Source organism: Bifidobacterium sp., from assembly GCF_051876855.1.
Taxonomy (GTDB): Bacteria; Actinomycetota; Actinomycetes; order Actinomycetales; family Bifidobacteriaceae; genus Bifidobacterium.
The window spans coordinates 46,132-50,564 of the sequence record NZ_JBJEIH010000025.1 but is presented as its reverse complement, the minus strand read 5'-3'; the positions used below and the strand labels follow the sequence as shown (position 1 = coordinate 50,564).

The 4,433-nt window shown below is 61.3% G+C and carries 2 protein-coding genes and 1 pseudogene; all 3 read left to right on the top strand.

Annotated features, from left to right (window positions below; genetic code table 11):
• Window positions 1–463 precede the first annotated feature (463 nt).
• Window positions 464–814, top strand: coding sequence for a hypothetical protein (locus ACI38B_RS02335; protein ID WP_439729362.1), 351 nt, complete (start codon window positions 464–466; stop codon window positions 812–814).
• Window positions 815–881: 67 nt separating this feature from the next.
• A complete protein-coding gene (locus ACI38B_RS02330) occupies window positions 882–2,798 on the top strand; it encodes a DHA2 family efflux MFS transporter permease subunit (protein WP_439729361.1) in 1,917 nt (638 codons plus the stop codon).
• Window positions 2,799–3,925: 1,127 nt separating this feature from the next.
• Window positions 3,926–4,433: pseudogene (locus tag ACI38B_RS02325) on the top strand (heavy metal translocating P-type ATPase); the annotation flags it as partial.

Here is a 4,433-nt window from a genome sequence, read left to right as displayed (position 1 = left end):
CACGGTGGGGTCTGGCGGGGCTGGGTTTGGTCGGTTTGGCGGGTTGACGGGTGGTTTTGTGAGGATTCGCTCACACGGTGGGGCCTGGTGTGGCAGAGTCCGGTTGGATTGGCGGGTTGGCCGGTGACTTTGTGAGGATTGGCTCGCACGGTGGAGCTTGAGTTGGTTGGGTTGGGTGGTATGTCCGTTCGGAAGGGTCGGTGTGTGAGGATTGGCTCGCACGGTGGCCGGTTTCGTGGTGTCGGACCGGTGTGTGGGCGGATGGTGCCGTCATCGTGTGAGAATTCGCTCGCACCCCGCTTCTTCCGCTTCCGTGCTTCCCCGCTTCCCTGCTTCCCGCTGTGCCCGCCCCACCGCCAGCCCGACACGCCCGTCCGCTTACGAAGCCGCGGATTTTCGGTTATGTTGAACGATGCGTGTCATGAGACACTGCGGCTATTTTTGTAGATTTCGCCTTTTATCAATGCGGCTCACGCATTTCGTTCGCAGGCATATCGAGGAAAATCAACGGATTCGGGATTACCCGGTCCGGGCCTCGCTGTCTGCATTCACGCCTGTTACGGCAGCATCCCTGTGCAGCAGCATCCCCGCACGGCACATCCCCGCGCGGCGGCACCCGTACGCGGCGTCCCTGCATTTGGCATACGCGGCATACGCGGCGTACGCGCGGCGCCTGCACGACATCCGCGGCGAACGCCTTACGCGTCTCGAGCGTCTCAAACGCGTCGGCAACGTGCGCAAACCCGGGGCCGCGTCGGGGCACATCAGCGCCAAACGCGGGACAACGCGCGCAACACCGGGGATTACGCCGTAACTGCGCAAACCGCAACAACCAACGAGAGACCCAGCGACAACAGCTGAACGAGATGAAAGGACGACACGTGACTTCGACCATCAAACCTGGCCGTGTTCTTTTCGTGGCGGGATACGCCACATTCCTCGCCACATTCAACGAAACATTCCTTAACGTGGCATTGAACCCCATCATGCGGGACTTGTCGGTGAACGCCGGCACCGTGCAATGGGTGACGACGGCATACATGCTCGCCGCCGCCGTGATGGTTCCGGTCGCCGGATTCCTGTACAAGAAAATCCGCACGTCACGCCTGATGGCGCTGTCCCTTATTCTGCTGTTCGCGGGCAGCATCGTCGGCGGTTTTGCCCCGAATTTCGCGGTGCTTGTCGCCGCGCGCGTACTGCAGGCGCTCGGCACCGGCATGATTGTGCCGGTCGGCATGAACCTGGTGCTCGCCGTCGCGCCTAAGAACAAAATCGGCGTATATATGGGTCTGATCGGCGCGATGACCACATTCGGCCCGGCGTTCGGCCCGATTGCCGCGGGCGTGCTGCTCGCCCACGGCACATGGCATGTCCTGTTCTTCGCGCTCGCCATACTGTCCGCGATCTGCCTGGTGTGCTCGATTCTGTGGATTGGCGATATCGCGCAGCTGACACACCCGCATATGGATGCGCTGTCGGTGGCGCTCGCCGCAATCGGTCTGATTGGCCTGCTGTATGGCGTGTCCACGGTGTTCTCCGGTCAGGCGGTTGCTGCTGTCATCGCGCTGGTGATTGGCGTGGCGGCGTTGGTCGCGTTCGTGGTGCGTCAGCGTCGTATCCCGGAGCCGTTCTTGAATCTGGAGCCGTTCGGCAACCGCGCGTTCGTGCTGGGCGTACTGCTGGTGGTGGCCGCGCTGATGACGGTGTTCTCGATGAATATCCTGCTGCCCATGTTCATGGAAAGCGCGCTGGGCTTCTCCCCGTTGCAGGCGGCGCTCACCTTGCTGCCCGCATGCTTGGTGTCCTGCGTGCTTGCGCCGGTGGCGGGCAAGATTTTCGACCGGTTCGGTGTGGGCTGGCTGGTGAGCATCGGCATGGCGATTATCGCCTGCTTCGTGCTCGCGCTGTCGTTCACGGGACGTTCGACGACCAGCCTGCGAATCGTTCTGCTGTATGCGCCTGCGATTGCCGGCTGCTCGTGCGTCATGGGGCCGTCGCAGTCTTACGCGTTGTCCAGCCTTGACCGGCGGCTGTACCCGCATGGCGTGACGATTGTGTCCACGACCTTCCAGATTGCCGGATGCGTGGGCTCGTCGGTGTTCGTGGGGATTCTGTCCGCGGTGTCGGCCTCCCGCGAGGCTTCCGGGCAGTCTGCGGCGGTCGGTGCTGCTGCAGGTTTCGATATGGCTTGCCGTGTCGCGTTCGTGGTGGACGTACTGGGCTTCTTGGCGGCGCTTGCGATGGCGCGCGTGGAAGCGAAGGCCCGTGCGCGTGCTGCTGCTGGCGCGCCGGAGGAGCAGCAGGATCTTGAGCATGCCGACGAGCCGTCTTTGGCTGATGCGATGAAGCGTGACGTCTACTCGGTCACCGCAACCGCCAGCGCTTACGATGCGCTCGTGGTGATGGTGAACAACGGCACGACCGGGATTCCGGTGCTTGGCGATGACAATCATGCGGTCGGTTTTGTGACGGATGGCGATATCATGCGCACGCTGATCGGCGATACTGACGACAAGGCGTCCATGGCGTACGTTTACGCGTTGTGGGTGCAGGGCGACAAGTTCACGCAGCGTGTCGCCGGGTTGCGCGATATCAACGTGATGGAGATCTGCACGCATCGCGTGGTCACCGTGAATGTGCATGCGACGATTCGCCGCGTGTGCGAGATGCTCGCTGGCAACCGCATCAAGAAACTGCCGGTGACCGGTGGCGCCGATGGCAAGCAGGTGGTCGGCGTGATCAGCCGTTCCGACCTGATGCGATACATGGTCACCACGGTGGTGCCTGCGGGCGAGTGATTTGGGTGCGGGCGGTTGGGTGCCTGTGTCTGGGTGTGTGCGCTCAGTCGCGGGTACCGACCCCGCTCCTTCCTCGTGAACCGTCTACGCTGACTGGATTCTTGGCGTAGACGGTTTGTGTATGTCCCGGCATACGTTGTGTGCGCTAGGTGGGTGTCGTTTTGTCCTGTCTGGTGCCGAAATGTCAGTTTGTGTATGCCCGAGCATACGTTGCGCGCCGGGCGATGGGTGTTCCGCTCTGCCTTGGTGCCGTAATGCCAGACGACGTATGTCACGGCATACGCAAAACCACAGAACGCAGCCCGGAGCGCCACTTTCTGGCGAGATTTGATCAGGCGCGTATGCCGCGACATACAGGATGCGCGCGGAGACCAATGCAATGCTCTGGGCTTCACACGTCCTACCACCGGACACGTATGTTGACTGATATAACCCCTATAACCCGAAAGGAAAACCCTGACGGGAGAAGAGAAATCTGCCAAGAAAAAGAGAAACCCGGCGGGGAGAAGAGACCGCCGGGCCAGAGAGAGAAGAAGAGAAGGGGTTGAATTATCGGGTTTGCGCCCGGTCAGCGGCTGTCCGCTGATACCTTGTACTGTAACGGGCAAGTCATTGAACACGCCCGTGTTTCTCTGCGAATTGTCTGAGAGCCGTTCGCTTGCGGGAGAAAATCCGTATTGGACCATCCCGCGTCGGACGATTCCTTGTCGGACAATCGGTAATGCCATTCCTTGGCGTCCGGCGCCTGGGGACTTGCGCCGGCGGCTTACCGCAAACGACCATGCAGAACGACCGGCTCCGCGCGCCCATATCGGGCAATCCTCAACCGGCAATCCGTGCCGATAAGCGAAGATAGACGCTAAGCATCCAACACGACACGCCATCCGCGCCTGCCCATAGCGCCGCCCGCAAGCTGATACGATGGCAGAAGTCGCGCACATGCGCGGTCAACAATAACTGAACTCCATAACTGAATATGTCATCTTTACGCCGTGTATCGGAGGCGCTTGTTCCGGGATCCCAAGTCCCGGCACCAACAACGCAGTCGGTGGGTTAACAAGGCGTGATTGCAGAACCGGATGCAATCACCTTGCGTCCGGCCCCGTATACGAGCGTAAGGAGAAACGATGAGACGCATCATCGATCTTTGCAAGCGAGTACCGCTCCTACCTATCACCATCATCAGCGCATTGCCGATTGCGTTACTGTGGAGCTTCCGCCCCTGGGGCCATTCCCTCGGCTCCCTCGACCCGTCACTGGGCCAGTACCTCATCATCGCGCTGGTCGTATATACCGTCGTGGATACGGTCATCGGCATGGTCGACGATTTGCGGCACGGGCATGTCGGCGTTGATATTCTTGCGGTAATCGCGATTCTGTCCACGGTCGCCGTGGGCGAATACTGGGCTGCCTGGACCGTCGTGCTGATGGTCTGGAGCGGCGAAGCGATTGAGGAATACGCGCAATCCAAGGCGGAAAGCAACCTGACCGCGCTGATCAAGGCGGCCCCGCAGACCGCGCATATCGCCACGTTGCCGGGTGTCGGTTCCGCTGCCGGCAAGGCGCAGCGCAGTGAGGATGGCTTCCATAAGACCGCAGACGTGAGCAGTGCCGCAGCCGGCGATTCGGCGTCCG

Excerpts from the sequence above, each read along its gene's own strand:
- ACI38B_RS02335 (WP_439729362.1), top strand. The coding sequence starts at position 464 with ATGCGGCTCACGCATTTCGTTCGCAGGCATATCGAGGAAAATCAACGG.